Origin of the sequence: Plantibacter sp. T3 (assembly GCF_902506515.1) — a bacterium.
Taxonomy (GTDB): domain Bacteria; phylum Actinomycetota; class Actinomycetes; order Actinomycetales; family Microbacteriaceae; genus Plantibacter; species Plantibacter auratus.
On sequence record NZ_LR733286.1, the window covers coordinates 3394812 to 3420645 of the forward strand.

At 69.7% G+C, this 25834-nt stretch carries 22 protein-coding genes; 11 read left to right on the forward strand and 11 right to left on the reverse strand.

What is annotated here, in order from left to right:
• Window positions 1-19: 19 nt before the first annotated feature.
• Window positions 20-1219 (reverse strand): mannose-6-phosphate isomerase, class I, encoded by a 1200-nt coding sequence (gene manA / locus GV015_RS16130; protein WP_159879359.1) that lies wholly within the window; start codon window positions 1217-1219, stop codon window positions 20-22.
• A 197-nt stretch (window positions 1220-1416) separates the two neighbouring features.
• On the opposite strand from manA, the gene GV015_RS16135 reads away from it, so the two are divergent.
• From GV015_RS16135 to GV015_RS16145, 3 genes are read left to right on the forward strand one after another with little or no spacing between them, the layout of a single operon-like run.
• Complete coding sequence (locus tag GV015_RS16135; protein ID WP_086474313.1) at window positions 1417-2595, forward strand: acyl-CoA dehydrogenase family protein; 1179 nt, start codon at window positions 1417-1419, stop codon at window positions 2593-2595.
• 56 nt (window positions 2596-2651) lie between these two features.
• Entirely contained in the window at window positions 2652-4079 is a 1428-nt protein-coding gene (locus GV015_RS16140; RefSeq protein ID WP_159879361.1) for an O-antigen ligase, read from the forward strand.
• A gap of 7 nt (window positions 4080-4086) precedes the next feature.
• Complete coding sequence (locus GV015_RS16145) at window positions 4087-5364, forward strand: O-antigen ligase family protein (RefSeq protein WP_159879363.1); 1278 nt, start codon at window positions 4087-4089, stop codon at window positions 5362-5364.
• A gap of 22 nt (window positions 5365-5386) precedes the next feature.
• Here the strand turns inward: GV015_RS16145 and GV015_RS16150 are convergent, their stop codons facing one another.
• Window positions 5387-6832 carry a sugar transferase gene (locus tag GV015_RS16150; protein WP_159879365.1) on the reverse strand — a complete coding sequence of 482 codons (1446 nt, stop codon included), beginning with the start codon at window positions 6830-6832 and terminating at the stop codon, window positions 5387-5389.
• Between the two features lie 183 nt (window positions 6833-7015).
• On the opposite strand from GV015_RS16150, the gene GV015_RS16155 reads away from it, so the two are divergent.
• Together GV015_RS16155 and GV015_RS16160 are read left to right on the forward strand one after the other, a co-directional pair.
• Window positions 7016-7936, forward strand: coding sequence for a polysaccharide pyruvyl transferase family protein (locus GV015_RS16155; protein WP_159879367.1), 921 nt, complete (start codon window positions 7016-7018; stop codon window positions 7934-7936).
• The gene (locus GV015_RS16160; protein WP_159879369.1) at window positions 7933-9270 is read left to right on the forward strand and encodes a hypothetical protein; all 1338 of its coding nucleotides are present in this window, start codon (window positions 7933-7935) and stop codon (window positions 9268-9270) included. Before GV015_RS16155 ends, GV015_RS16160 begins: the two co-directional genes overlap by 4 nt.
• On the opposite strand, the gene GV015_RS16165 is transcribed toward GV015_RS16160, so the two are convergent.
• Together GV015_RS16165 and GV015_RS16170 are read right to left on the reverse strand one after the other, a co-directional pair.
• Entirely contained in the window at window positions 9156-10268 is a 1113-nt protein-coding gene (locus tag GV015_RS16165) for a glycosyltransferase family 4 protein (RefSeq protein WP_159879371.1), read from the reverse strand. The two genes, GV015_RS16160 and GV015_RS16165, sit on opposite strands and share 115 nt — an antisense overlap.
• Complete coding sequence (locus tag GV015_RS16170; RefSeq protein WP_159879373.1) at window positions 10268-11332, reverse strand: glycosyltransferase family 4 protein; 1065 nt, start codon at window positions 11330-11332, stop codon at window positions 10268-10270. Before GV015_RS16170 ends, GV015_RS16165 begins: the two co-directional genes overlap by 1 nt.
• Window positions 11333-11452: 120 nt before the next feature.
• Here GV015_RS16170 and GV015_RS16175 point away from each other — a divergent pair, with 120 nt between their 5' ends.
• Together GV015_RS16175 and GV015_RS16180 are read left to right on the forward strand one after the other, a co-directional pair.
• A complete protein-coding gene (locus GV015_RS16175) occupies window positions 11453-12298 on the forward strand; it encodes a glycosyltransferase family 2 protein (RefSeq protein ID WP_159879375.1) in 846 nt (281 codons plus the stop codon).
• Between the two features lie 102 nt (window positions 12299-12400).
• Window positions 12401-13681, forward strand: a complete 1281-nt coding sequence (locus tag GV015_RS16180) for a lipopolysaccharide biosynthesis protein (protein WP_159879377.1) — start codon at window positions 12401-12403, stop codon at window positions 13679-13681.
• Here GV015_RS16180 and GV015_RS16185 read toward each other — a convergent pair.
• Window positions 13678-14667, reverse strand: a complete 990-nt coding sequence (locus GV015_RS16185; protein WP_159879379.1) for a glycosyltransferase family 2 protein — start codon at window positions 14665-14667, stop codon at window positions 13678-13680. The genes GV015_RS16180 and GV015_RS16185 overlap by 4 nt on opposite strands.
• A 73-nt stretch (window positions 14668-14740) precedes the next feature.
• Between GV015_RS16185 and GV015_RS16190 the strand changes: the two genes are divergently transcribed.
• A complete protein-coding gene (locus tag GV015_RS16190) occupies window positions 14741-15835 on the forward strand; it encodes a glycosyltransferase family 1 protein (protein ID WP_159879381.1) in 1095 nt (364 codons plus the stop codon).
• A 109-nt stretch (window positions 15836-15944) separates the two neighbouring features.
• Here the strand turns inward: GV015_RS16190 and GV015_RS16195 are convergent, their stop codons facing one another.
• From GV015_RS16195 to gmd, 5 genes are all read right to left on the reverse strand, one after another.
• Window positions 15945-18464, reverse strand: a complete 2520-nt coding sequence (locus GV015_RS16195; RefSeq protein ID WP_159879383.1) for a glycoside hydrolase family 65 protein — start codon at window positions 18462-18464, stop codon at window positions 15945-15947.
• Window positions 18461-19288 (reverse strand): HAD family phosphatase, encoded by an 828-nt coding sequence (locus GV015_RS16200; RefSeq protein ID WP_079707406.1) that lies wholly within the window; start codon window positions 19286-19288, stop codon window positions 18461-18463. The genes GV015_RS16195 and GV015_RS16200 overlap by 4 nt, the downstream gene beginning before the upstream one ends.
• A gap of 124 nt (window positions 19289-19412) precedes the next feature.
• Entirely contained in the window at window positions 19413-20600 is a 1188-nt protein-coding gene (locus tag GV015_RS16205; RefSeq protein WP_124769667.1) for a DegT/DnrJ/EryC1/StrS aminotransferase family protein, read from the reverse strand.
• Window positions 20597-21532: an NAD-dependent epimerase/dehydratase family protein gene (locus tag GV015_RS16210; RefSeq protein WP_079707283.1), complete on the reverse strand. Its 936-nt coding sequence runs from the start codon at window positions 21530-21532 to the stop codon at window positions 20597-20599. Before GV015_RS16210 ends, GV015_RS16205 begins: the two co-directional genes overlap by 4 nt.
• 5 nt (window positions 21533-21537) lie before the next feature.
• On the reverse strand, window positions 21538-22569 hold the full coding sequence (gmd, locus tag GV015_RS16215; protein ID WP_201299401.1) for a GDP-mannose 4,6-dehydratase: 1032 nt from the start codon (window positions 22567-22569) through the stop codon (window positions 21538-21540).
• A gap of 90 nt (window positions 22570-22659) precedes the next feature.
• Between gmd and GV015_RS16220 the strand changes: the two genes are divergently transcribed.
• From GV015_RS16220 to GV015_RS16230, 3 genes are all read left to right on the forward strand, one after another.
• The gene (locus GV015_RS16220; RefSeq protein WP_159879385.1) at window positions 22660-23547 is read left to right on the forward strand and encodes a glycosyltransferase; all 888 of its coding nucleotides are present in this window, start codon (window positions 22660-22662) and stop codon (window positions 23545-23547) included.
• A gap of 126 nt (window positions 23548-23673) precedes the next feature.
• Window positions 23674-24417 carry a glycosyltransferase family 2 protein gene (locus tag GV015_RS16225; protein WP_079707285.1) on the forward strand — a complete coding sequence of 248 codons (744 nt, stop codon included), beginning with the start codon at window positions 23674-23676 and terminating at the stop codon, window positions 24415-24417.
• A complete protein-coding gene (locus GV015_RS16230) occupies window positions 24414-24812 on the forward strand; it encodes a DUF2304 domain-containing protein (protein ID WP_236555503.1) in 399 nt (132 codons plus the stop codon). Before GV015_RS16225 ends, GV015_RS16230 begins: the two co-directional genes overlap by 4 nt.
• Here GV015_RS16230 and GV015_RS16235 read toward each other — a convergent pair.
• Window positions 24745-25800: an acyltransferase gene (locus GV015_RS16235; RefSeq protein WP_159879387.1), complete on the reverse strand. Its 1056-nt coding sequence runs from the start codon at window positions 25798-25800 to the stop codon at window positions 24745-24747. The genes GV015_RS16230 and GV015_RS16235 overlap by 68 nt on opposite strands.
• Between the last annotated feature and the right edge of the window lie 34 nt (window positions 25801-25834).

Here is a 25834-nt window from a genome sequence, read left to right on the forward strand (position 1 = left end):
GGACCACCCGGCCGGGCGGTCAGCCCTGGGTCGTCGCGAGGAAGAGGGTCCCGGTCCCGGAGAAGCGCAGCTCCGCCTCGTCGGGCGTGATGAAGGCGTAGCCACCTCGATCGAGCTCCACCGACGAGGTGGCTCCGGTGATCCGCGCCGAACCGTCGGTCACGATCGCGATGCCGGGTCCGGGGAGGTGGAACGATGGATCCTGCTCAGACGGCTCTGCGGGCAGATCCACCCGCAGCAGCTCGAAGTCCGGCACGTCCGGCACGAAGAGGCTGCGTCCACCGCCCAGGTCCGTCGGGGTCAGCCACGGCACCGGCCTCGGCTCGAACTCCAGGACCTCGAGCAGCTCGGTCACGTCGACGTGCTTCGGCGTGAGCCCCCCGCGCAGGACGTTGTCGCTCGCGGCCATGAGCTCGACGCCGATCCCCCGGAGGTAGGCGTGGATGTTGCCGGCGGGGAGGTAGAGCGCTTCCCCCGCTCGCAACGTGACGAGGTTGAGCAGGAGGGCGACCGCGATGCCCGGATCGCCCGGATACTCCTCCGCGAGCCGCCCGACCAGGGCCCGCTCGGCGTCGAATGCACCCGAACCGGGAGCCGCGGCGGACGCGACGAGGGCGTCCAGTAGCCCGCCGGGGAGCTGTTCGAGCAGGATCCGCACGGTGTCGCGGAGCCCGTCGGGGGCGGCCAGCATCCCGCGGAGCATGGTGATGCGCGCTGCCGCAGCCGGATCGGGTGCCGAGGCCACCAGGTCGACGAGCAGCGCATCGGTCGCGGCGAGCTCGCGGAACCCGCAGAGCGCCTCGAAGCCGTCCCGGAGCGCGACGATGAGTTCCGGCTTGTGGAGCGCGTCCTTGTAGTTGCGGTGCGGAGCGTCGAGCGGCACCCCGCGTTCGTTCTCGGCGGCGAAGCCCGCGGCGGCCCGGTCCAGGTCGGGGTGGGCCTGCAGCGAGAGCGGATGGGCCGCTGCGAGGACCTTGAGGAGGAACGGCAGCGAGCCGCGCCCGCCGAGCGCGGCGGGATCGGCGGCGAGCCAACGTTCGAGGTCGGCATGTCCCCCCACCGTCGATGGATCCGCGATCGGCGTCGGGGCCCCGGGGTGTGCGCCGAGCCAGAGTTCCGCCTCCGGACGTCCCGAGGGCTCGGACCCGAGCACCTCCGCGATCGCCGTCGACGACCCCCACGCGTAGTCACGAGGAGTGGCACGGAGCGGCACGAACATGGGTGGGGCCCTTTCGACGGACGAGGGTGACGCGCCAGCCGGACCCTGGGGCCGCTTGGCGTCGTCCTACAAGCCGTGCGACGCGGTCGCCCGGCACCGTGCACCAAACTACCAAGCCGTTGTCCGCGCCGAGCACACCTGCCTAGGCTGGCCGGGACGCCGATCCGGCGCCAGCGGACGCAATGGAGCAACGGACCATGATCTTCGAACCCCTCGCCAGCGACTTCTACGGCTTCGAGAGCCTCCTGACGGCTCCCGAGCAGGAGGCCATCGCCCGCCTCCGAGCCTGGGCCGAGACCGAGGCGAAGCCGATCGTGAACGAGTACTGGGAGCGGGCCGAGTTCCCGAAGCACCTCATCACCCCGCTCCTCGAGCTCGACGTCGCCCGGTGGGCCTGGCCGGAGACGACGCCGTTCGAGAACAGCGCCGTGTTCCGCGGCCTCGCCTCGATGGAGCTCTCCCGGATCGACGCGTCGATCTCCACCTTCGTCGGGGTGCAGGACGGCCTCACCATGGGCTCGATCAGCGAGTGCGGGTCCCAGGAGCAGCAGGACGAGTGGCTTCCGAAGCTCGCCTCCGGCGAGGTCCTCGGTGCGTTCGGCCTCACCGAGCCGCAGTCGGGGTCGGACAGCGCACAGGGGCTTCGCACCACGGCCACGAGGGACGGCGACGACTGGATCCTGTCCGGCTCCAAACGGTGGATCGGCAACGCGACCTTCAGTGACATCACGATCATCTGGGCGAAGGACACGGCCGACGGTCAGGTGAAGGGCTTCATCGTGCCGACCGACTCCCCCGGCTACTCCGCGACCAAGATCGAGGGCAAGATCAGCCTGCGCATGGTGCAGAACGCCGACATCACCCTCGAGGACGTCCGGGTCCCCGAGCGCCTCCGGCTGCAGCACGCGAACTCCTTCCGCGACACGGCGAAGGTCCTGCGGCTCACCCGCGCGGGCGTCGCCTGGTCGAGTGTCGGCGTCGCTGTCGGCGCGTACGAGGCGGCGGTCGCCTACGCCAAGGAGCGCGTGCAGTTCGGCAAGCCGATCGCGGGCCACCAGCTGATCCAGGACCTCCTCTCGAAGTGCCTCGGGAACATCACGGCATCGATGGCGATGTGCGTCCGGGTCTCGCAGATGCTCGACGAGGGCACCCAGCGCGACGAGCACTCCGCGCTCGCCAAGGCGTTCTGCACCGCGCGGATGCGCGAGACGGTCGCCTGGGCACGGGAGATCATGGGTGGGAACGGCATCGTGCTGGACTACCACGCCGCCCGGTTCTTCGCGGATGCCGAAGCCCTCTACAGCTATGAGGGCACGCGGGAGATGAACGCGCTCATCGTCGGGCGGGCCATCACCGGCACCGCGGCGTTCGTCTGACCACCGGGCCGGACCAGGGCCTCGGTGCCGGCCGCAGCCGCTACCCTGGGGGCACGATGCTGTCCACCGAACCCGCCCCGCCCCGCCCGCCGGCAGCGCTGACGACACGCGCGCTCGTCGTCAGACACGTCGCCGTGTTCGCGACGTTCGCAGTTCTCGCCGGGACGTTCTGGACGAACCTCTTCACCATCTGGGGCTACACGGCGGTGGCACTCGTCTCAGGTGGTGCCGCGCTCGCGTGCCTGATGGTCGTCCGACCGAACTGGCGGCGCACACGGGTGCCGTGGTCGCTCGTCGGCTACGGGGTGCTGTCGATCGTCTCGCTCGCCTGGTCCGCCTACCCGAGCGGCACGGCCGCGACCCTGCTCGGTGCGGCGCTGTGCACCGTCCTCGGCGTGACCCTCGCGGGCTGTTTCTCCTGGCCCGAGGTCATCCGGGTCCTCGGCCGTGCCGTGACGTGGGTGCTGTCACTCTCCCTCCTCTTCGAGTTCGTCGTCGCAGCGATCATCCGGCACCCGGTGCTCCCGAACTTCTACGCCGGTGACGCGGCGGACCCGCCCCTGCTCGACTACTGGTCGCGGGACCTCCTGTTCTCCGGAGGACGCATCCAGGGCATCTCGGGGAACGCCAACCTCCTCGCCGTGGTGGCGTTGCTCGGGATCATCGTCTTCGGGCTCCGGCTGGCGGCGCGCCGCGACGAGCCCGGCGCAGCCAGGCTGGCCGGCCCCGAACGTCGCTGGACCCTGCTCATCCGCCTCGGTCTCTCCGTCGTGATGTTCCTCCTGAGCTTCTCGACCACCATCCTGCTCGCCGCCGTGGTGACGGCGGTGGTGCTCGCCGCCGCACTGGCGATCCGTCGGGCACCTCGCCCGGAGGCGAGGACACCGGTGTACCTCGGCTTCCTCGGCATCGGGGTCGTCGGCGCGGTGGGAGCGGTCGTCTTCCGGACGCAACTCCTCGGCCTCCTCGGGAAGAGCCCGGACCTCACCGGTCGACTCGACATCTGGGCGACCGTGTGGCGCCTCATCGAACAGCGACCGGTCTTCGGTTGGGGCTTCTCGAGCCCGTGGGCACCGTGGGAGCCGCTCTTCACCGACCTCGTCATCCGACGCGGCGTCCGACAGCTCCAGGCGCACAACGCCTGGCTCGACGTCTGGTTCCAACTCGGCGTCGTCGGCCTCGTGCTCTTCGCCGCGGTCGTCCTGTCCATGTTGACGCGCACCTGGTTCCTGGCCGTCGACCGTCCACGCGTCGACCTCGACGCACGGCGGCCGTACACGGCCCTCTCGCTCGCCCCCGTCCTCATCGCGGTCTCCCTCGTCGTGCAGTCGGTCGCGGAGAGTCGGTTGCTCATCGAATCCGGCTGGGTCCTCCTGGTGCTCCTCGTCGTGAAGACGAAGCAGGAACCCGCCTGGCCGATCCCCGCCGTCGCGACCTCGGCCGACCTCGCACCCACGCACCGGCGCGACGTCGTCGGCGGATGAGCCCGGCGTGAGACCGGCGGACTTCGACGCGTTCTCCGTCGCCGCACGCGTCCTCTCGTCAGCGCCGCTGGCCGCCGCGTTCGCCACCATCGCCGTCGCGACCGCCTTCGGCGAGCACCTCGTCACGAGCCTGATCGGTGTCGCCGGTTTCAGCGCGATGCTCGTCGGCCTCACGACGATCGGCACGGGCATCCTCCTCGCACGCCTCCCCATCATCGAGTGGCGTGGCCTCCTGCCGATCTCGGTCCTGCTGTTCCTCGCCTGGAGCGCGGTGTCGGTGGTGTGGAGCGCCACGCCCCTCGCGACCCTACCCGCCATCGGCGGGCAGCTCGCGTGGGCCTTCATCGCCATCGTGATCGCGCTGACCCGCGACACCATCCAGATCGTCCGGGCGACGGGCACCGCCGTCCGCGCACTCCTCGGCACGTCCCTGGCGCTCGAGGTCGTGAGCGGCGTCCTCATCGACACCCCGCTGCCGTTCCTCGGGATCAGCGGGAACCTCGCCTTCGGCGGCCCCTTGGAAGGGGTCTTCGGAACCCGGAGCGCCCTCGGCATCGCAGCCCTGCTCGGTCTCGTCACCTTCGTCGTCGAGTGGCGGACCCGTTCCGTGCGGCACGGGGTGACGATCGGGTCCATCGCCCTTGCCATCGGGCTCATCCTCGGCACGCGCTCGCCGAGCGTCGCACTCCTCGCCGCGGCCCTCGGCATCGCGACCGCCGTGCTCTACGTCTTCAGGCAACTCCGACCGGAACTCCGCCGCACCTGGCAGTTCGTCCTCCTCACCGTCCTCGCGCTCGTCGGCCTGGTCGGGTACCTCCTCCGATCCGAGGTGTTCCGCGTCCTCGGTCTCGGGCTCGAGATCGAGCAACGCTACGCGCTCTGGCAGGAGACCCTGAGACGCCTGGCCCCGAGCGAACTCAACGGCTGGGGGTGGACGGGCGGCTGGGTCTCCGATGCGGTCCCGTACCGGTTCATCGACGCGAGCCTCGGCCGCACGAACGACTCGGCGTTGAACGCCTACCTGGACGTGTACCTGCAGCTCGGACTGATCGGGCTCGCCCTGTTCCTCCTCCTCGGCGGTCTGGCGCTCGTGCGGACCTGGCTCATCGCGACCAATCGGCGCAGCGTCGTGCACGTCTGGGCCGCGCTCATCGTCGTGACCCTGCTCGCATCGGGCGCTGCCGAGAGCAGCCTGCTGCTGAGCGGTGGCTGGCTGCTCCTCGTCGTCTGCGCGGTCATCGGTGCCGGCGGGCTGAGCTGGCGGCACAAGCTTCCGGAACGCTGAACCCGGCCCGAGCGGCGCCGGATCACCGTGCATCGGTTCCCGGGGCGACGACCGCCCGCACCGTCTGCGCGAGGATCTTCAGGTCGATCGCGGCCGACCGGTTCTCCACGTAGTACAGGTCGAGATCGACGGAGTCGTCCCAGGAGAGGTTGGACCGCCCGCTGACCTGCCACAGTCCACTCATACCCGGCTTGACCAGGAGGCGTCGCTGGGCGAGCAGGTCGTAGCGTTCGACCTCCCACCCACGGTGAGGCCGCGGGCCGACGAGGCTCATCGAACCACCCAGGACGTTCAACAGCTGCGGGAGCTCGTCGAGCGAGTACTTCCGGAGGATCCGTCCGATCGGCGTCACGAGCGGGTTGTCCGGAACCTTCGAGAGCAGTTCGTCCGCATGCTGCTGCCTGGCGAGGGCTGCTCCGGTGTCGGCGTCTGCGGCCATCGAGCGGAACTTCAGGATCTGGAAGGGGCGGCCGCGCAGGCCGACGCGCTCCTGCCGGTACAGCACGGTCCCCCGACTCGTCGTCTTCACCGCGAGCGCGACCACGAGCATGACCGGGGCCAGGAGCAGGAGCAGCGTCGCGGAACCGATGACGTCGAACGCCCGCTTCGCCGCCGCCTCGAGCCGGGACAGCTCCAGGTGGTCGACGTGGATGAGTGGGATACCGGCCACCGCCTGCAGGTGCAGGCGGGTCGAGGCCACACCCGTGAGCGTCGGCGCGATGATGAACTTCACCCCGCGCTCGCTGAGGTCCCAACCGAGGCGGCGGAGCTCGGCGGGGGTGAGTTCGACGGGGCCGACGAGGATCACCGTGTCCGCTTCGACCTCCTCGGCGGCGTCGACGATCGAGGGTCGCCCGGTGAGGACGGGGGCACCCACGATGCGGTCATCGTCGACGATGCCCGGGGTCGCGACGCCCACCACCCGATGCCCTGCCCAGTCTCCCCGGCGCATGCGCTCGGCGACATGCACCGCCTGGTCGCGGTCCCCCACGAGCAGCGTGCGGTAGACGAGTGCGCTTCCGCGTCGCCGCGCACGGAGGTGTCGACGGGCGCCCCAACGGACCGCCAGGAGGAGGGCGACCCCGAGCGGCATGGCGGTGAGCAGGAACCCGCGTCCGATCTCGAGCTTGAGGAGGTAGGACGCCATCGCCACCGTGCCGAAGACCGTCGTCGTCACGACGACGACCCGCCGATACGGCGTCCAGCCGTCCGCCAGGACCCGCGGGTGGCGCGACCGGGCAGCCGCCAGGGGCGACCACCACGCGACGGCGAGCGCGAGGGTGACCGCCGGGTAGCCGAGGTCGAGGCGTCCGAACGGCCCCACGACCTCCACGGTCCCGCGCCAGTACGCGTCCCACCACAGGAGCTGGGTCACGGTGAGCGCCAGGGTGACGGCCAGGAGGTCGAGGACGAGGACCATGCGCGAGCACCGTCGCTCCCAGCAGCGGCGGGCTTCGACGAAGGGCATGACGGTGGCCTCCCTGGGGATGTTCCGGTGTGCATCGGATCGAGCCTCGGCGCGCACCGGTCGGTGGGCGAGGTCGATGGCCGGAGTGCGAGACGACCCGGCGATGATCGAGCATAATGTATTCGACCAACTGAAGTATCCGATTCCAGCGCAACGCTCGGTGTCGATCCGGACGGAGCACCCATGCCCTACCTCGAGACCATGCGACAGCGCGCCGAAGCCTCCTTCGTCGAGCTGCATCGCGGTGTCACCGAACTCCACTACACGCAGTTCCCCGATCACCGGAACTCGGGCGACTCGGCCATCGCCCTCGGACAGGCCAGGTTCTGGCGCACACACGACATCGCCGTCCGCACGACCTCGAGCGCCGGCAGCATCCCGGAGCGGGTCCGGGACTCGTCGATCCCGGTCCTCATCCAGGGCGGCGGCAATCTCGGAGGCCTCTACCCGGTGCTGAGCGAGGCTCGCTACGATCTCGCAGAGCACCTCCCGGTCGACACGTTGCTCATCCAGGCACCGCAGTCGGTCGTGTTCCCTACGGATGCAGACCGCCGGGCGTTCTCCCGACGGTTCGCCGCCCGGCCCAAGCTGCGGGTCGCCGTTCGCGACCAGAGCTCCTACGACCTCCTCCGCGACGAGGTCGACGACCTCAGCCTCTCGCCGGACGCGGTGCATCTCCTCGGCCCGATCAGCGCCCCCGAACCGACGCAGCGACGCATCGTCATCGCCCGGACGGACGATGAGACCGCGGGTGGGCTCGCGGACTCCGAGGGCGCCGACTGGCCGGCCGACCCCCTGGACCTCCGGGCGCACGAGTGGCTCGGCTGGCGGGCGGCGAAGCACTCGGTGTTGAAACCCCTCATGGAGCGCGACCATGCCGCGTGGATGCGGCGAGCCGAACGCCGATTCGACGCCGCCGTCCGGCTGATCGCCCGCGGCGAGGTGGTCGTCACCGATCGCCTCCACGCCATGCTCATCGGGCTGCAGATGGGCCGCCGGGTCGTCGCGCTCGACAACAACAACCGCAAGCTGTCGAACTACGCGGAGACCTGGTTCGGTGACCTCCAGCCGAGGTTGCGCTTCGAGCACACGATCCGTCCGTGACCTCCGGGCAGCCTTCCGCGCAGCTGACGCGGCGGGACGCGGCCAGAGCCCGCGCGGAGGCCAGCGCCCACCGTGCCGCGTGGCGTCGGCAGCTGACGCGACCGACGCCCGATATCGGCGGGCGGGGACCTGACCGTCCGCTCGCCGGCGGTGCGCTCCTCATGATCGCCTCGCTCCTCGCGCTCGCCTGGGTGGCAGCCGACCAACCAGGACTGCCCGGGCACTTCGCGAACGACGAGGGCACGATCATCAGCGTGAACCGGGGGACGTTCACCGAGGCCGACTCGTCGTTCCAGCTCATCGCCGCGGTCTACCGCTGGATGGGCCTCGCCGAGCTGCCGACGCTCGCCGCCCTCGTCGGTGTCGCGAGCTACCTGCTCGTCTTGACGGTGGCGATCTCGCGCACCCGGACGACGACCGCCGAGTGGGTGGACTGGGCCATCATCATCAGCTGCGTCGCACTCGCCGCCGTCTACCACGGCGCGTACACGAAGGACCTGCTGACCGTGGGCGCGGTACTCGCCCTCATCGCGCACCGTGGACGGGGCCTGTCGGCCGAGCTGGTGCCGGTGGCCGCGATGCTGCTCTACGCCCAGGGCTTCCGCACGTACTGGTTCCTCGTAGCCGGCCTCTATCTGGCGCTCCGTCTCGCGCTGCGGGCGCGGCGCGGCTGGACAGCCACGCTGGCGGTCATTCTCACGCTCTACGCCGGGCTCTCCGTCGTCTTCCCGCTGATCGTCGGTGTCGACCTCGACCACTACCGCCTCACGGTGAACGAGCACCGCAGCGCGGAATCGGTCAACACCCTGATCGTGCAGTTCTTCCCCGGTGCCGGCCCCGTGTCCGGGTTCGTCAACAGTGCCCTCACCTTCGCCTCGTTCATCATCCCGATCCCGCTGATGCTCCGCGGCGGGGCGATCTACCTCGTCGTCGCGCTCGTCCTGCTCGCCATCTGGGGGTCGCTCATCGCCGCGATCCGGTCGGCGAGGATCCGAGCGCCCCGCGGCTCGTCGGTCCTCACGGCGTTCCAGAACCGGTTGTTCGCGGCGATCCTCGCCTTCCTGATCGTGCAGTCGATCTTCGAGCCGGACTACGGCTCGTTCCTCCGGCATCTCACACCGATGCTGATCGTCGCCGTGTGCCTCCTCCTGAGCCTGCGGCCCGGAGCGACGGGAGCCCCGGCCCGGTGGGGGCCGCCATCCGCCGCATCTCGAAGGGGTCAGCGCCCCGTGGACACGACGGATGCTGCCGCGACGCGCACGTCGGCCGCGACGCGCGCCCAGGAGAACGGACCCGCTGCAGCGAGCACCCCCGCCGCGGAGAGCGCGTGGTAACGACCGGCGTCGGCGAGGATCTGCTCCAGCGCGTCGGCGAGCGCGGTCGACGTCACCGCCATGGCCACGATGCCCGATCCTGACGCGATCGCCTGCTCGGCGAGGCCGCCGACCGGCGTCACGACGGAGGGCACCCCGAGCGCCATCGCGTAGGCGAGCACACCGGACTGGCTGGACTCGGTGTACGGCAGGAGGGCGATGTCGAACCCGCCGACCACCTGCGCGATCTCCTCCTGGCCGACCCAGCGGTTCTCGAGCTCGTCGTCCTCGTGTCGGAGGAGGCCGAGGGCGTCGTCGGTCCCGGACCCGACGACCCGCAACCGGACCCGGATCCCGCGGCGGCGCAGTTCGGTGATCGCTTCCACCCCCAGACCGAGCCCCTTGTACGCCGAAAGCCGACCGAAGCATCCGATGACCGGAACACCCTCCCGGTACGTCGACCGGACCACGGCACGGTCCGCGTCGACACGGTACGCGGCATGGACGGTCTCGTGGACGCGGTCCGCGCGGAACTCGCCACGGGACGTGAGTGCGGCAGCGACCGGCGCGGAGAACACGATCGCTCCGTCCGCCGCCCGGCGCTCGGCACGACGCAGGAGGTGCTCGAGCCGCGAGAAGTCCCCGGGGTGCATCGTCGCGTCATGGACGCAGAGCAGACTCCGACGACCGCCGAAGCGGAACACGGGCGCGACCACCCCCTGCCAGAGCTGCTCCATGGCGATGACGACGACGTCGATGCGATGTCGCCGGAGGAAGCGGTCGAGCCGGAGCGCCGCCCACAGGAGGCGCGGGAGACCGAGCGCCGCGCCGCGCTTGTCGCGATACGTGCGGATCGGGAAGGCCGGCACGTCGAGGGCGACGAACCGATCGGCCACCTCGGCGTCGAGCGAGTGCGACACGACGACGTCGCACCCGCCGTCGCGGAGCGCCTGAGCCAACTCGGCGGCGAAGAGCGGGCCCGCACCGGTGCGGCCCCACTGCACGACAGCGACCCGCATCAGGCCACCTGCGGTATCCGGTAGGCCTCGGCGAGCGCCGTCCGCTGATGGGCGGGAGTGTGGCCCCGAAGGCGATCCGACCAGCGGGCGACGTTCGTCTCGGCCCACGCGGCGAACGCCCGGGGTCCGGCCAGTCTGCTGGCGATCAGCGCCTCGAGACCACCGTCGAGTGTGAGGCCGTCCGGGAGCGTCCCGAACGCGGCGATCGGCCGGACGAGCGTCGGGACACCGGCCTGCACCGCCTCCAGGACGGCGAGCGGGAACCCCTCCCAGGCGGCGGTGTGGAGGTAGACGTCGCTCTGCGCGAGCCGCCTGCCCACCTCGGCATGCGGGATCCACCCGGTGACGTGCACACCGGAGGCTTCCAACCGGGCGACGTCGTCGTCCGCGCCATCACCCATCCAGACCGGGACCACCTCGATCCCTCGGGCACCGATCGACGCCGCGGCGTCGGCGAACCGCATCGGATCCTTCTGTGGAGCGACGCGTCCGAGACTCGCGACCAGCAGCGGCCGGTGCCGCCCCGCGCCCTCTCGGCGGGTATCGGGCAGCGGAACCGCGACGACGTTCGGCACGTGGACGACGCGCGGCCTGAGGGGGCCGCGCCGTTCCGCGGCTGCGGCCTCGCCCTCGGAACAGGCGGCGATGGTCTCGACGTTGAAGGACAGCAACCATTCGACGGCCCGGAACGTACGGCGGCTCCAGACGGAGAGGTCGGCGCGCTCGAACGCGTAACAGTGCGGGGTGTAGACGATGCGGGTCCGCGGCGAGCTGCGCAGGGCGACCCGCGCGTACGCACCGGCGAAGCTCGAGTGGGCGTGCACGATGTCGGCCCCGGTACGACGGCGCACCCGCCGGATCGCTCGCACGGCAGCGAGCGGCCGCCGCCCGAGCGCGGTCACGGAGGCGAAGCAGTCGGACAGTGTCTCGTCGAGCGGGGCGCCGTCCGGGATCTGCGCGAGCAGGTGATGTTCGACACCCGGCGGCGAATTCCGCACGTAGGCCTCGATCGCCACGGGGATCCCACCCGCGTAGCAGTCGGTGACATGGAGCACGGTCGTCATGTCTGCCGCTCGTCGAACGGGATGAGCGGGTGGACGACGACGATCAGGCTCATATCTCATATGTTGTATGTTAGTCGACGCCAAAGTTGGTCACCTCGCCCATGCCAGATCCGGAGGCCCGTGTACTCGATCGTCATTCCCTGCCGAAACGGCTCGGAGACCCTCGCCACGCAACTCGAAGCCCTGCTCGCTCAAGGCTCGTCCGTCGACATCGAGATCATCGTCGCCGACAACGGCTCTGTCGACGGCACCGCAGCACTCGTCCGCCGGTTCAGTGAGAAGGACGGGCGCGTTCGCCTCGTCGACGCGAGCGGCAGGCCGGGTATCAACCACGCTCGCAACACCGGCATCCGGGCATCACGGGGTTCAGCGGTGCTCCTCTGCGATGCCGACGACGTCGTCCAGGCCGGCTGGATCGAGGCTCACCGGCGCGCGCTGGAAGCCGGTGCGGATTGCGTCGGCGGCGCGCTCGAGCGGACCCTCCCGGACGGCACACCTGCGGGAAGACAGGAGGCCGTCAGCACCGTGCACGGCTTCCATCCATGGCCGCCGGGAGCGAACTGTGGGTTTCAACGACGGGTGTTCGACCGGCTCGGTGGATTCGACGAGACCCTGCTCGGCGGCGGCGACGAGACGGACTTCTTCTGGCGGGCGGCGGCGGCTGGTCACCCGACCACCGCGGTCCCTGAGGCCGTGGTCGAGTACCGACTTCGCGGTGACCTTCGAGCCGTGGCTCGGCAGTTCTTCGGCTACGGCCGGGGAACGGTGCGGTTGTTCCGACGACACCGTGGGCTGGGCATGCCGAGGTCCTTCGGCTGGGAGCTCCCCATCGTCCTCGTCGTCGGAGCGCTCCAGGTCATCAGCCCCAGCCGCGACGGCACGCGCCGTCGACGTGGTGTCGAGCGGCTCTCGTCGAGGGCAGGGCGCGCATTCGAGAGCCTGCAATCGAGGACGTGGTACCTGTGATCACGACGATCGTGGCATCCGACGACGACGAGGGTCCCGCCGACGCCACGACAACGCTCACCGACCGAGACGCGGATCGACCACCGTGCGGGTGAGCGGACGATGATCCACCTCGCTTGGGCGATCGTCGAGCGGATCCTTCCCCGGGTGGCGTCGGCGCTCGTCATGCTCGTCCTGGCCGCCCGCCTCACGCCGTCCCTCGTCGGCATGTACGCGTGGATGGTCCTCGCCCTCACGCTCGTCCAGACCGTCGGCGACACGGCCGCCCGGCAGACCGCCGTCGTCCACGGAGGCACCGAGGCCGGAGACCGGTTCGTCCACCGGTTCCGGGTCTGGTCCGCGCTGATCGGAGGCGCCGCGCTCGCCGTGACCGTCGGAGCCCTGCTCCTGACGCATCACGCGGAGGACCGATGGCAGGCGATCGCCCTCGCGCCGTTCGTCCTCGTCCCGGCGGCTTCGGCCGTAGGCATCGACGCCCTGGTCCGCCTGCAGCGAGCCGGGAGATGGAAGGAGATCGCATCGCATCAGGCGTGGTCGTCGACAGCAGCCCTGCTCTGCAGCGTGCCGACCCTCCTGGCGACGGGATCGCTGCTCGCCAGCGCCCTGCAGGCGATGCTCGCGGAGGCGGGGTTCGCCCTGCTCAACCGGCGACGTGCAGCGCGACTCCCCAGCGCGTCCGCCGCCGACGCGCGTTCCCGCGAACCGACCGTGAACGTCCTGGGCGACTACCTGCACACGGCGCTGTTCTCGCTCCTCGGTTGGGGACAGGGGCAGACCGACCGCCTCTCGATCGGGGCTCTCGCCGGCGGGGCACGTCTCGGCCAGTACGCGTTCGCCATGTCGCTGTCACGGAGCATCGGCGATGCGGCGGCGCTGGCCACGATCAACGTCCTCCGGCCGGTCCTCGCCGAGGCGGCACGCGACAGCCGTGGGTCCGAGATCGTCGCGGTCACGGAGGCTTCGCTCCGACGATCGCTGGTCCTGGCGGTCGTGGCCGCCGTGGCGACGAGCATCGGGGCTGAGCTGGTCGTGGACCCCGTCCTCGCAGACGACTGGGACCCCGCCCTCGCACTCGTCCCCGTCCTCGCCCTGTCGGTCGCTCCCTCGGTCGTCGCCTGGTCGGTCACGGCGGTCCTCCAGGCCGAGAGCCGGATGCGCTGGGCGAGTCCGGTCAAAGCGGTCGGCGTGCTGCTGTCCCTCCCGGTCGGCATCATCGCCCTCCACGACCTGCAGCTCGCGGCCTGGCTCGTGAACGCCCGGGAACTCGTCGTGATGGCGCTGCTCCTCCTCGCCGCGCGCCACCGAGCCCCGTGGCGGGGCGGCCTCCTCGCCCTCGGCGTCGTCGTGGTCGGCGCGGCCGTCTGGCAGGTGACTCGAGGCTAGGCCGGCTGCAGCAGATCCCTGACGATGTCCAGCGCCCCCTGGCTCGCATACCGCTGATACTCGCCGCGGGGAGCACGCAGCATGACAGGGAGGATCCGTCGCCACCGGGCCGGAGCGAGATCGGCACGGAACCGCTCGAAGGCCGCTTTGGCGACGACGGCCGAGGGGTCGGCGCGCGGCGCGGGCTCACGGGCATCGTCGAGCCAGGAAGCGAGACCGGCGACGCGATCTGCGATGTCGCGGTTGCGCTGGCGCCCCGGCTGCATCAGTCTCGAGATCTTGTACGCCAGCGTCGGCTCGACGATCCCGATCTGGTTCGCGCCGTGCTGCCGGTAGTCGACGAGCGGTTCGTCCAGGAACTCGATCGGTCCTCGTGCTGCGGCCACGATCGCCAACCACTCGTCGTGCACCCACGGAGCGGGGAACGGCGCTGCCGCGTCGAAGACCGCACGTCGGAACATCGCGGTCGCGCCAGTGACGAGGTTGCGTCGCAAGAGCACGCCGAACGCTTCGCCCGCGCGGATACGGTCGCGCTCGGACGGCCCGATCGACAGCGAGGCGAACAGGGTGGTGCCGAGCGGGGTACCGTCGGCTCCGACGAGCCTGGCGTCCGAGCACACCAGTTGGAGCTCCGGACGCGCGTCGAAGGCGGCAAGGGCACGCTCGACGCGGTCGGGCCGCCATACGTCGTCCTGATCGGACAGGACGACCAGTTCCCCGACGGTCGCGCGGATGGCGCTCTCGAAGTTGCGCGTCACGCCGAGCGCGGTCGGGTTCCGCAGGAAGCGGACCGGGATCGGCGACGCCTCGGCGAACCGCTCGACGATGGCCGACGTACCGTCGGTCGACCCGTCGTCGCTGATCACGATCTCGCCGGGCAGCACCGTCTGCCGCGCGACACTCTCCAGCTGCTCGGCGAGGAACTCCCCACCGTTGTAGGTGCAGAGGGCGACGGACACGCGTGCGTCGACTGATGCTGCTGGCATGGATCCGCTCCTCACCGCTCACCGGACCACCCGACAGCCTATCCCGGCCGCCCCACTGGTATCCTCGTGCCTTATGCCCCGCGTAGCCGTCGACCTCCTCTCGTACACCGGCACGAAGGGCGGTATGGAGACCTACGCCCGCGAGCTGTACCGCGAGATCGGCCGGCAGGGCAGCGAGTTCGAGTTCGTGGGGCTCGCCAGCCGAGAGGGCTACCAGCTCGACCGCTCCTGGTTCCCGGGTGAGATGGTGGACACGGGGATCAGCGGGGAGAACCGGTTCATCTGGGCCTACGGCGAGCTGTTCCAGGTGGCCCGCCAGGCGAAGCGACACGGGGCGGACCTCATCCACTCCCCCGCCACGCTCGGGCCGGCGCGATCGTCGATGCCGTCGGTCGTCACCATGCACGACATGCTGTACTGGAGCAATCCGGAGCTCATGACGACGCCGCTGTACACCGCTCCCGTGAAGCTCATGGAGCGCCTCACCTCCAGGAACGCCACCAGGGTCCTCACCATCAGCGAGGTCTCACGTGCCGAGATCGAGAAGTACCTGCACGTCCCGCGGGCCCGGATCGACCTCGTGCCCCTGGCCGGCACCATGCCGACGATCGACGGCGACCGCGACCCGGATCAGGAGCATCCGTTCGTCCTCGCGACCGGGAACCGCCGCCCGCACAAGAACTGGGCGAGCCTCATCCGCGCCCTGCCGTTGCTCCTCGAGCACGAACGGCCGCGGCTCGTGATCACGGGAAGTCACGGCGACGATCCCCTGCAGGCGGTCGTCGAGGAGACCGGCATGCAGGACTGGGTCGAACTCAAAGGTTGGCTCACGAGCGAGGAACTGGGTGAGCTCTACCGACGAGCGACCATCATGGCGATGCCCTCGTTCGTCGACGGGTTCAGCCTCCCGGCGCTCGAATCCATGATGGTCGGCCTCCCCGTCATGATGAGCGACATCCCCGTTTACCACGAGGTGTGCGGCGACGCGGCCCTGTACCTGGACCCCACGTCACTCGACAGCATCGCGTCGGTCATGCGCACCGCCGTGACCCGGCCCGATGAGATGCGACGACTGGCCGCGGCCGGTCTTGAACAGGCGAAGCGGTTCTCCTGGGAGCGCACGGCGACCCAGACGCTCGAGACGTTCCGGCGGGCACTGACCGTCTAGCGCGGCGCCGTCCCCGGTCCCAGCGGCCAGGAACCGAGCCCGGAGCCGACCGTCGTCGACTGACCCACTCGACGGTCGGTCGAGCGGGTCAGTGGACGACGGGAGTCGCCTACTCCGACTGCGGCTGGATGATCGGGATCGACTCGGTGTCCGCCGGCCCGAGCGCGATGGTCGGCATCGACACGGTGATGAGCGAACCGTCGGCACGGCGGCTGCCCTCGATGTCGCTCGCGCTCGGCTCGCCGACGAGGTGCGGACCCTGGTTGTCGAGCGGAACGGTGACCGTCGTGCCGGCTTCGACGAGGACGTTGCCGCCGCCGACGACGAACGAGGCGGAATCGCCCTCCTCGACGGTGAACCGCATCTCGGTGCGCCGGACGGAGATGCGCACCCGCGTGCCCTTGACGGTGAGCCGGAAGGTGATGCCCTGCCAGTCGACCGGCAGTCGCGGCGAGAAGGAGATCACGCCGCCGTGGTCGCGCATCCCGGCGAAGCCGAGCACGAGCGCGCTCCACACCCCACCGGTGGAGGCGACGTGCACACCGTCCGGGGTGTTGCGGTGCAGGTTGGCGAGGTCGACGAACAGCGCCGACCAGAAGTACTTGAGCGCGAGCCGCTGGTACCCGACCTCGGCGGCGATGATCGACTGCACGACCGCCGACAGGGTCGAGTCACCCGTCGTCAGCGGGTCGTAGTAGTCGAAGTCGGCGAGCTTCTCCTCGTCGGTGAAGTGGTCGCCCTGCAGGAGCAGAGCCAGCACGACGTCCGCCTGCTTGAGCACCTGGAACCGGTAGATGACGAGCGGGTGGAAGTGGAGGAGCAGCGGGAGGTGCTCGGGAGGGGTGTGGTCGAGGTCCCACAGCTCCTTCTCGAGGAACTGGGCGTCCTGCGGGTGGATGCCGAGCCGCTTGTCGAAGGGGATGTGCATGTGCTCGGCGGCGCGCTGCCACTCGCGGATCTCGGCGTCGTCGAGCGACAGCCGCGTGACCAGGCGTTCGAAGGAGGCCGGATCGTCCTCGCGGAGGCGCTCCACGGCCTCGACGGCCGACAGCAGGTTGGCCCGCGCCATGACGTTCGTGTAGAGGTTGTCGTTCACGACGGTCGTGTACTCGTCGGGCCCCGTGACCCCGTAGATGTGGAACGAGTCCTTGCCGTTCGCGCGCCAGAAGCCCAGGTCGGCCCACATGCGCGCCGTCTCGACGAAGATGTCGACGGCTCCGCGGGCGAGGAAGTCCTCATCCCCGGTCGCCGCGACGTACTGCCGCAGCGCATAGGAGATGTCGGCGTCGATGTGGTACTGCGCCGTGCCGGCCGCGTAGTACGCGGACGACTCGAGCCCGTTGATCGTGCGCCACGGGAACAGGGCGCCGTGCTGGTTGAGCTCGGTCGCGCGTGAGCGGGCGGCGTCGAGCATGTTCTGACGGAACCGGAGGGCGTTCCGCGCGACGAGCGGCGCCGTGTAGCTGAGGAACGGGAGGACGTAGACCTCGGTGTCCCAGAAGTAGTGGCCGCCGTACCCGGAGCCGGACACGCCCTTCGCCGCGACACCGCCACCGTCCGTGCGTGCGGACGCCTGCGCCAGCTGGAAGAGGTTCCAGCGCGTCGCCTGCTGGATTGCCGGCTGTCCGTGGACCTCGACGTCGGAGCGCGCCCAGAAGTCCTCGAGCCACAGCTCCTGGTTGCGGATCGCCGATTCGATGCCGTTCTCCGCGGAACGGTCGAGCGTGCGGGCACAACGGTCGGCGAGTTCTTTCGGAGGGACGGCGTTGGAGGTGTGGTAGCTGATGATCTTGGTGAGCTTCGTGGGCACGCCCGCGCGGCCGCGGATCGTGTACACGTGCTTCGCGAGATCGGCCTCGATGTGCGTCGAGACCTCGTACTCGTTCTCGGTCTCGATCATGTGGTCGGCGCCGGCCACGATCGTCATCCCGGAGTTCGTCGTCTGGTAACCGAGCATGGCGCGCGGACCGTCGATGAGCTTGAACCGCGGCTGCAGCACCCGCTCGGTGAGGGACTCCGCCTTGCGCGGGTCGCCCATCCCCGGCTCGGGTGCGTTCGTGAGGTAGTCGTCCTGACGGTCCTGCCGGTTGATGATCTGACTGGAGAGCACGAGCGACGCATCCGCATCGAGCAACGTGACCTCGTAGTCGAGGACCGCGAGATGGCGGTCGGTGAAGGACACCATGCGACGGGAGCGGATGTGGACCCGCTTGCCCGAGGGCGTCCGCCATTCGAGTTCACGGCTGAGGACACCGGTTTTGAAGTCGAGGCGACGCTCGAAGCTCAGGAGGTCGGCGTCGTTGAGGATCAACGGCTCGTCGTCGACGTAGAGGCGCACGACCTTCGTGTCGGGCGCGTTGACGATCGTCTGACCGACGCGGGCGAAGCCGAACGCCTCCTCGGCGTGACGGATCGGCCAGGTCTCGTGGAACCCGTTGATGAACGTGCCGTGGACGTGGCCGTCGCGGCCCTCCTCGACGTTGCCGCGGAAGCCGAGGTAGCCGTTGCCGAGCGCGAACAGGGTCTCGGTCGTGCCCTCGTCGTCCGCGTCGACATGGGTCTCGACGAGTGCCCAGTCGTCGAGCGGGAACCGGTGACGGTCGAGCGGGTCGCTGGTGATGTGGTTCATGCCTGGTCCTCGGAGGAGTCGTGGGGTGCCGTGAAGGTCTGGGAGTCGGCCGGATCGTCCGGCCCCGCTGTTCGCGAAGCCGACCGCAGTGGGTCGACGAGCTCGTCGAGGTCGTCGACCACGACGTCGGCTCCCGCATCGATGAGCGCCTGGTGCCCGATGCCGCGATCGACGCCGAGCACGAGTCCGAAGTCGCCACGTCGACCGGCCTCGACCCCGGAGTGCGCGTCCTCGACGACGACGCATTCAGACGGCGCGTAACCGAGCAGACGACCGGCCTCGACGTAGGTGTCCGGCGCGGGCTTGCCGGCGATCCCCTCGCGCGCGGCGACGACGCCGTCCATCACAACCGGGAACCGCTCACGGAGTCCTGCCGCTCGGAGGACGACCTCGGCGTTCTTGGAACTCGACACCACGGCGACCTCGAGCCCTGCCTGCTCGACCGTGTCGAGGAAGGTCAACGATCCCGGGTAGGCGGCGATGCCGTCCGCTTCCAGGACGGCCGTGAACACCGAGTTCTTCCGGTTGCCGAGACCGCACACGGTCTCCAGCTCAGGCGCGTCGGTCGGCGAACCCTCGGGGAGCGTGATGCCGCGTGACGCGAGCATCGCGCGCACCCCGTCGTACCGCGGTTTGCCGTCGATGTACTGGAAGTAGTCGGCGTCGGTGTACGGCTCGGTGATCCCATGGGCGAGGAGCTCGTCGGTGAAGAGCTTCGCCCAGGCGTGCATATGGATCTCGGCGGTCGGGGTGATGACGCCGTCGAGGTCGAACAGCACCGCCCGGCAGCCGAGGAGCCGCGAGGCCGCCTCGCCAAGGGTCAGGACGTCGTTCGATGGCGCGTTGATCGGCTGGGTCACGGTGCACGGTCCTCGTCGGTTTGGGGGAAGAGGTGGACAGTGGAACGGAAGCTGCTGCGGACCGGTGGGGCGGCCGCGCAGACCCAGCCTAGGAGAGTTTGGCCACCACGTCGTACACGCGGTCGATACCGGCGTGGACCGGGAAGTGGTGGTTGCCGACGAACAGCCCGTCCTCGTGGATCTTGTCGGCGGCGGGGAGTTCGGCCGGGACCTTCGCGTCGAGGTACTTCATGACCGGGTTCTTCGTGAAGTTGCCCGCCACGATGGGCCGTGACTCGATCCCCTCGGCAGCGAACGCCTGCACGACCTCCTTGCGTCGGCCGGCGAGCGCGCCCTCGAGCACGAGGGAGAAGCCGAACCAGCTGCTCTCGCCCTGCTCGCGCTGGATGCGCACGGAATCGAGGTCGGCGAAGCGCTCCGTCCAGTACACGGCGTTCTCCCGACGACCCGCGATGAGCGACGGGACCTTCTGGATCTGCTCGATGCCGATCGCGCCGGACATCTCGAGCGGACGGACGTTGTAACCGGGAAGGACGAAGCGGAAGAGGTCGTCCCACTCGTCGCCCGACTTGTCGTGGACGGCGTTCTTCTCGGGGAGCCCACGGGTCCAGCCGTGGGCCCGCAGCGAGATGAGCATCTGCGCCGTGGCCTCGTCGTCCGTCAGGATCATCCCGCCCTCCATCGTCGAGATGTGGTGGGAGAAGAAGGCGCTGAACGTGCCCATCGCTCCGACCGTTCCGGCGAACCGACCGTCGTCCTTCGCGCCGAGCGACTCGCAGTTGTCCTCCAGCAGGAGGAGACCGTGACGTTCGGCGAGTGCCGTGAGCGCCGCGAAGTCGTTCGGGTTGCCGAGGAGGTTGACCGCGAAGATCGCCTTGGTGCGCGGGGTGATGGCGGCCTCGGCGAGCGACAGGTCCAGGTTGAGGGTGTCGACGTCGATGTCGACGAAGCTCGGGATGAGGCCGTACTGCTGGAGCGGGTAGTAGGTGGTGGCCCACGACACGGCGGGCACCAAGACCTCGTCGCCCGCCTGCAGGTCGACCCGCTCGTCGAGGACCGCAGCGGCGATCGCGAGGAGGTTCGCGCTCGACCCGGAGTTGACCATGACGCCGAATCCGGCGCCGAACGCACTGGCGAAATCGCGCTCGAACTGCGCGACGAGCGGACCCATGGTGAAGCGGCCGCTGTCGACGACGCGCTGGATGGCGGCGTACTCCGCAGCATCCCAGGAGGAGGTGGCGAGGGGGAAACCGGAGTCGAAAGTGTCGTCGGTCATGCTGTCTGTGGCTCCTGAGCTGCGAGGTAGGCGTGGTAGCTCGCGGCGACGCCGGCCGCGAGCGGGGTGGTGGGGTTCCAGCCGAGCGCACGGGCGGCGGCCGAATCGAGCAGGCGCTGGTGCACGCCGGACGGCTTGGTGGCGTCGTACCGGAAGTGACCGGTGAAGCCGGCGGCGCGACCGGCTGCTTCGTAGTACTCGGTGATGCTGTGGTCGACACCCGGCCCGAGGTTGAGCGTGACGGGCCATGCGTCGAGCGAGCCGAGCTGCGTGACGAGCCACGCCGCGAGGTCGGGCGTGTAGGTGAATTCGCGTCGGGCGGTGCCGTCGCCCCAGACCTCGACCTCGTCGGAGCCGCTCGTCACGGCGGCGTGCACCTTGCCGAGGGCGGCGGCGATGAGGTGCGCCTGACCGTGGGTGTAGTCGTCGCCCGGGCCGTAGAGGTTCGACGGCACGGCTGCGCGATAGGCGAACCCGTATTGCCGACTCGCGTACTCGCAGAGCTTCGTCCCGGCGATCTTCGCGAGCGCATATCCCTCGTTCGCGCCCTCCAGCGTGCCGCTGAGGAGTGCGCCCTCGCCAATCGGCTGTGGGAGCCCCTCGGGGTAGATCGCCGCGCTCGACACGTAGAGCAGCTCGGGGACACCGGCGTCGATCGCGCCTCGGATGACCGAGGTGTCGATCAGGAGGTTGTCGAGCAGGAAGTCGGTGGGACGCTGCAGCTTCGCCTGGATGCCGGCGACCTTCGCGGCGGCGTGCACGATCGCGTCCGGCGACGTGCGCCCGATGAGGGCGGCGACGGCGGCACGATCGGTGAGGTCGGCGTCTGCGCGCGTCGCCACGATCAGTTCGTCGGCAGCGCGGAGCGTGGGCCAGACCTCGGCGATGCTCGAACCGAGCATGCCGGCTCCACCGGTGAGGAGGACGCGCACCGCGCCTAGACCTCCGCGGTGTCGATGTAGGGCTTGCCCGACGCCTCAAGCTCGGCGACGTCGGAGTCGACCATGATCTGCGCGAGGCGCGGTGGCAGCACCTTCGGGGTCCAGCCGAGGACCGACTCGGCCTTCGCGTAGTCGCCGATCAGCGCGTCGACCTCGGTGGGACGGAGGTAGCGCTCATCGAACTTGACGTACTTCTCCCAGTCGAGGTCGAGCCGCTCGAAGGAGAACTGCAGGAAGTCCTTCACGGTGTACGCGGTGTTGGTGGCCAGGACGAAGTCGGTCGGTTCGTCGGCCTGCAGCATCCGCCACATGCCCTCGACGTAGTCGGGCGCGTAGCCCCAGTCGCGGACGGCGTCGAGGTTGCCCATGTACAGGAAGTCCTGCTGGCCGGCGGCGATGCGCGCCGCGGCGCGGGTGATCTTGCGGGTCACGAAAGTGCCACCGCGTCGCGGCGACTCGTGGTTGAACAGGATGCCGTTGACCGCGAACATGCCGTAGGCCTCACGGTAGTTCCGGGTGATCCAGTAGGAGTAGACCTTCGCGACGCCGTAGGGCGAGCGCGGGTAGAAGGGGGTCTCCTCGTTCTGCGGCGGCGGCGTCGCCCCGAACATCTCGGAGCTCGACGCCTGGTAGAAGCGGCAGTGGAGACCGACCTGACGGATGGCCTCGAGGAGCCGGACCGTCCCGATGCCGGTCGTGTCGCCCGTGTACTCCGGCTCGTCGAAGCTGACGCGCACGTGGGACTGGGCGGCGAGGTTGTAGACCTCGTCTGGCTGGACCTCGGCGAGCAGCGTCGCCAGGCGCGACCCGTCGGCCAGGTCGGCGAAGTGCAACTGGAGCCTGGGCGAACCGTCGTGGGTCGCCTCGGGGTCGTAGATGTGGTCGATCCGGCCGGTGTTGAAGGTCGACGCGCGACGCACGAAGCCGTGCACCTCGTAGCCCTTCGACAGCAGGAGCTCGGCGAGGTAGCTGCCGTCCTGACCGGTGATGCCGGTGATGACAGCTTTCTTCACGGGGGTGTCAGTCATGAGGTTCCGCTCTGGATCGGTGCGTGTGATCGGGCCGGGAGATCGTCGAAGAATTCCGCACTGCCCGAGAATCGTTGCTAGCTTACCTGAGTGACGCTCGACATCATGATGCCCTTCTACGGCCGCTTCGACCACTTCCAGGCGGCGGTGGAGAGCGTCCTCGCGCAGTCCGATCCCGACTGGCACCTGACCATCGTCGACGACGTCTACCCGGACCTCGCCCCGGGCCGGTGGGCTGTCGGGCTCGGCGATCCGCGCATCACCTACATCCGCAACGAGGTGAACCTCCGCCCCTCGAAGAACTATCGCAAGTGCGTGTCCCTCATGTCCGGGGAGTTCTCCGTCATCATGGGCTGCGACGACGTCATGCTGCCGGACTACGTCCGCCGCGTGCGCGAGCTCATCGCCGCATTCCCGCAGGCCTCGATCATCCAGCCCGGTGTCTCGGTCATCGACGAGAACGGCACACCCTCCCGTCCGCTCGCGGACCGGATCAAAGCGCTCTACCGGTTCTCCGGCACCGGTGCCCGCGAGTACCGGGGGGAGCAGCTCGCGACGAGCCTGCTCCGCGGCAACTGGACGTACTTCCCGTCGCTCGTCTGGCGGGTCGAGGCGCTCAGGAAGCACGAGTTCCGACTGGACCTCGATGTCGTGCAGGACCTTGCGATGCTGCTCGAGATCACGAAGGACGGCGGGAGTCTGGTCCTCGACGACGAGATCTGCTTCGCCTACCGCCGGCACTCGCAGAGCGTCTCCGCGGTCACCGGTCCGGACGGCTCGAAATTCCGTCAGGAGCGCACGCTGTTCGGAGAGGCCCGGCGCGATCTCCGGGCGATGGGATGGAACCGGGCCGCGCGCGCCGCCGCGAACCACTGGACCTCCCGCGCCAACGCCCTGAGCGAGCTGCCCGCAGCCCTGCGCGCTCAGAACACCGCAGGACGCCGTGCCCTGCTGGAGCACGTGTTCGCGCGAGTCTGAGCCGGACCCCATCCCGCCCACGCACCGCACCCTCGCCCAGGACGATGGCTTCGCTCCCCGCCCCGGATCCCGCTCCCCGAGCCTGTCGACGGGTCGGCTCCGCCCCCGATTGCTAGGATTCCCCGTATGACGACCTCTCTCGCCGGCACGCTCATCGTCATGCCGGCGCTCAACGAAGAGGCGTCCGTGGCCGCCGTCGTCCGCGAGGTGCACGCCAAACTCCCGGGCGTCGCCGTGCTCGTCGTCAACGACGGCTCGACCGACAACACGACCGTCGAAGCCCGGTCGGCCGGCGCGATCGTCGCGGAACTGCCCTACAACCTCGGCGTCGGTGGCGCGATGCGTGCCGGGTTCAAGTACGCCCTCGCCCATGGGTACCGGAACGTGGTGCAGGTCGACTCCGACGGCCAGCACGACCCCTCGGGTGTCGTGCGACTCGTCGAGGAGCTGCAGACCGCCGACCTGGTGCTGGGCGCCCGTTTCGCCGGAGAGGGCGACTACGAGGTGCGTGGTCCACGGAAGTGGGCGATGGTCGTGCTCTCTGGCGTCCTCAGCAGGGTCGCGCGGACGAGACTCACCGACACGACGAGCGGCTTCCGCGCCACGGGCCCCCGCGCCGTGCGACTGTTCGCCGAGCACTACCCCGCGGAGTACCTCGGAGACACCATCGAATCGTTGGTCATCGCCGCCCGCTCGGGTTGTGTGATCCGCCAGGTCCCCGTCGCCATGCGCCCTCGCGCGGGCGGCACGCCCTCCCACAATCCCCTCAAGGCCGCCAAGTACCTCGCACGAGCCGGTCTCGCGCTCGTGTTCGCGCTCATCCGACCGCCCGTGGCCCTGCACAACGGAGACGAGGTGGTGACCGCATGATCCCCATCGGCACCTACATCCTCGGCATCGTCGGCGCGGTCCTGACCCTCGGGATCGTCGTGGAGATGCTGCGGAAACGGCGACTGCGCGAACGGCACGCCGTCTGGTGGCTCATCGCCGGCCTGCTCGCACTCGTCATCGGCGTGTTCCCGCAGGTCCTCGTCTGGGCCGCCGGCGTCATCGGCGTCGAGATCCCGACGAACCTCGTGTTCTTCGTGAGCATCTTCATCCTGTTCCTCGTGAGCATTCAGCACAGCTCGGAGCTCACCACCCTCGAGAACCGGAGCCGGACGCTGGCAGAGGAGAGCGCTCTGCAGGATCTTCGGATCAGGGCGCTCGAACAGCGGCTGGCCGAGGTGCCTCGAGACGGTTCGTCCCCGGACGACGCGAGCTGACCCGCATCCTCGCGAGCGGCTGGTCGACGAACCACCACAGCAGATAGCCGTAGGCGACCGACAGGACGAGCGTCGTCAGGATGCTCGGGACCCAGTCGAGTTGCGGGTTCAGATGGATGACGAGTTGCTGGACCGGGAAACCGATCAGGAACATCCCGAAACTCGGGTCTCCGAAGCGACCGGCCGATCGCAGGACCGGGATCGGCTGCGACCCGACGGTCACGAGGACGTACGGGACCACGAGGTGCGCGAAGAACCAGGTCAGCTCCGGCTCGAGCACCATCACGATGGCCAACACGGACGCGGCGATGATCGCCGCGTCGAGTCGGAGCGGGACACGCCACTCGCGCAGCGCCGCGCCGGCGCAGAAGAACGCGGCGACCCGGAGGATGTCGTCGACGAAGTTGCCCCAGACGATGTCACGCGTCGGGATCGCGTCGACGAGCGGAGCGACGACGCACCAGACGAGCAGCCCCGTCCAGACCGAGGCCCGCACCCGCCGCCACGGGATCCATCCGATGACCGGCACCAACAGGTACATCGCGAACAGCGGTCCGAGCGACCAGAGGGCACCGTTCACGGCGTTCGCGTAGGGGTTGTCCGAGAACACACCCGGCAGCGTGTAGTCCGGCAGGAGCACGAGGTTCTTCGTGAGGTGGTTGAGCGTCTGCGGATCCGACAGGTATGCGCGCACGCCGAGTGGCGTGGCGATCGCGCCGATGATGACCACCGTCACGAGGAGGCTGACGAAGAGTCCGGGGAAGACGCGCAGGACCCGGGCCGACACGTATCGCACGAGCTGCGGACGGCGTTCCCACGCGCCGGGGAGCAGGAACCCGGAGACCACGAAGAAGACCCAGAGCCCGAGTGCGGGGATGTCCAGCGCACCGAACGGCGAGATCTCGTCGTCCAGGATGATGAGCGAGTGCCGCACGAGGACTGCGACCGCCGCGATGAGGCGCAGTGCGGTGAACGAATTGGGACTCACGGTCTGCCTCCTGACGGTGACGGGCTGTGCTGCG